Origin of the sequence: Candidatus Viridilinea mediisalina (genome assembly GCF_002532535.1) — a bacterium.
Lineage (GTDB): Bacteria > Chloroflexota > Chloroflexia > Chloroflexales > Chloroflexaceae > Viridilinea > Viridilinea mediisalina.
This window is the reverse complement of record NZ_NQWI01000240.1, coordinates 1-2519: the sequence shown is the minus strand read 5'-3', so window position 1 is coordinate 2519 and position 2519 is coordinate 1. Positions and strand designations below refer to the sequence as shown.

General features: G+C 62.2%; 2 protein-coding genes. Both read left to right on the top strand.

Features of this window, described 5'->3' with window-relative positions:
- Positions 1-158: 158 nt before the first annotated feature.
- Positions 159-926 (top strand): glutamate racemase, encoded by a 768-nt coding sequence (gene murI / locus CJ255_RS21680; protein ID WP_097646154.1) that lies wholly within the window; start codon positions 159-161, stop codon positions 924-926.
- Positions 923-2233, top strand: coding sequence for a bifunctional folylpolyglutamate synthase/dihydrofolate synthase (locus CJ255_RS21675; protein ID WP_097646153.1), 1311 nt, complete (start codon positions 923-925; stop codon positions 2231-2233). The genes murI and CJ255_RS21675 overlap by 4 nt, the downstream gene beginning before the upstream one ends.
- The last annotated feature ends 286 nt before the right edge of the window (positions 2234-2519 follow it).

Sequence of the window (2519 nt, the reverse complement as noted above, 5' to 3'; positions counted from 1 at the left end):
CCATAGGTAGTGCCGACTTTAGTCGGCTCCCATCGCTGCCAAAGACCTCAGCCGACTAAAGTCGGCACTACGATGCCCGCTCATGTACTATTCAGCATAACAGGCCGCTGGGATACTTAGAAATTTCTGCTTCCCTTACCTCATTTCCTCTCTCCCCCATGATCGGTCTCTTCGATTCTGGCCTCGGCGGTCTCTCGGTGGTGCGTGCGCTACGGGCAGTCTTGCCGCAGCACGATCTGCTCTATGTCGCCGATACGGCCTATTGCCCCTATGGGCCCCTGCCGCAGGCTGAGATCCAAGCCCGTGCGAATTTGGCTACCCGTTGGCTGATCGAGCAGGGGGCGCAACTGGTGGTGGTCGCCTGCAATACGGCCACCGCTGCCGCCGCCGATCGGTTGCGCGTCCAGTTTCGGCTGCCGCTTGTTGCGATGGAGCCAGGGGTGAAGCCTGCGGTAGCGGCTACGCGCAGCGGGCGCGTCGCAGTCTTGGCGACCCAGAGTACCTTGCGTGCTGAACGCTTCGCTGGCTTAGTCCAACGTTTTGCCAATGGCATCCATGTGCAAACGGTTCCTTGCCCCCATTTTGTGCAACTGGTTGAGGCGGGTGAGCTGCATGGCTCCTATGCTGCGGCGGTTGTGCATGAGCAGATTGCGCCCCTGGTTGCCGCTGGCGTGGATACCCTCGTGCTTGGTTGCACCCACTTTCCCCCGCTGCGGCCCCTGATTGCGGCGGCGGCACCCGCTGCTACCATTATTGACACTGGCCCCGCCGTGGCCGCCCAGACCGCCCGCCTCGCCCTGGCCCACGCGATTGCAGCGGGCCAGGGCCAACTCCGTTGCGTTACGAGCGGCGACCCCACCGCCGTCGCGCCTGCGCTCGCCCGCGTCTGGGGTGCGGCCCAAGCGGTTGAAGGTATCCAGCTATGAGCTATTTTCCGACCTACCAAGCGGCCCTCGATTATCTCTATCGTTTTGTTGATCCGACCCGCAAGCCAGCGGCGACCCATGATGCAGCAGCGAACAATCTGCGGCGTATGGCGGCCTTGCTTGAGGCGGCAGGTCAGCCCCAGGCGGGCTTGCGCTGTGTGGTGGTGGCGGGAACCAAGGGCAAGGGGAGTACCGCTGCGCTGATTGAGTCCTTGGCGCGGGCTGCTGGTCTGCGGGTGGGTCTCTTTACTTCGCCCCACCTGAGCTCTTACCGCGAGCGCATTCAGGTTGATCGCTGCCTGATTACTCAGGCAGAGCTTATGGCCCAGTTGGCCGCATTGTGCCCGCTGCTGGATGGGTTTGACCCTACGCCCTATGGGCGGCCCACCACCTTCGATCTGGGCCTGCTGATGGCGCTCCAGCACTTTGCAGCCTGCCGCGTAGATGTGGCTGTCTTGGAGATTGGTTTAGGCGGGCGCTTCGATGCGGTCAATGTCATCACGCCCTTGGTTGCCGCCATTAGCTCGATTAGCTACGATCACCGTGCGGTGCTGGGGGCCAGCCTCGCCGAGATTGCCTGGAACAAAGCGGGCATCATCAAGCCGGGGGTGCCGGTTGTGACGGTGCCGCAGGCGGCGGAGGCTCTGCCCCTGATCGAGGCCGAAGCGCAGCGCATGGGAGCACCGCTCTGGCATGCCACACCGCAAGGCTTATGCAGTGCGCATGGTGAAACCAGCGCCTACCCGGTGGTGCCGCAATCGGCACTGCGCGGTGCTGTTCAGCAAGAGAATGCGCGGCTGGCGTTGGGGGTGGCGCTGCTGCTGCGTCGTGCTGGTTTGGCCCTGCCCAATGCCGCCCTCGCCGAAGGACTGGCTAACGTCACCTGGCCTGCTCGCTTTGAACTGGTGGCTGGTACGCCCCCGATCTTGATTGACGGCGCTCACAATGGCGATTCAGCCGCAAAACTCTTGGCCGACCTGCGGAGCGAAATCGCCTACGAGCGCATGATTCTGCTCTTGGGCACCTCGCGTGATAAAGATATCGCCGCCATAGCCGCCGCGCTCGTCCCCGCCGCCGCCGGGCTCGTACTCACCCGTTCGCTCCATCCGCGCGCCATGGATCTCGACCGCATCGCAGCCGTAGTTAGCCCCCTGCTCAACGGGCCCCTCGTCATGAACCCCGATGTCGCAACCGCGCTCGCCACCGCCCAAGGCATGGCTGGCCCCCGCGACCTCATCGTCGTCACGGGTTCGCTCTTCGTCGCCGCCGCCGCCCGTGAAGCGCTTGGTTTGGCTGTGGCTGAGTAGGGAAGGGTACAGAACAGAGAACAGAGAACAGAGAACAGAGAACAGAGAACAGAGAACAGAGAACAGAGAACAAAGGCGCATTTCAGAAACCTTCCATACCAAAACTTGCCGAGATCGCCTAGCCCGGCTATAGTGGGGGCGGTAATTCGTGTAACATGGTTACAAAGCTTAGGGATGGTTTCAGGACACTTTACCGTTTGGCCTCCGACGGAGTGCCGACTTATGGTGTTCCAGAAATTAATCCGGTGTCGCGGCACGGGCTAGACCTGATAGATATGCCAGATTT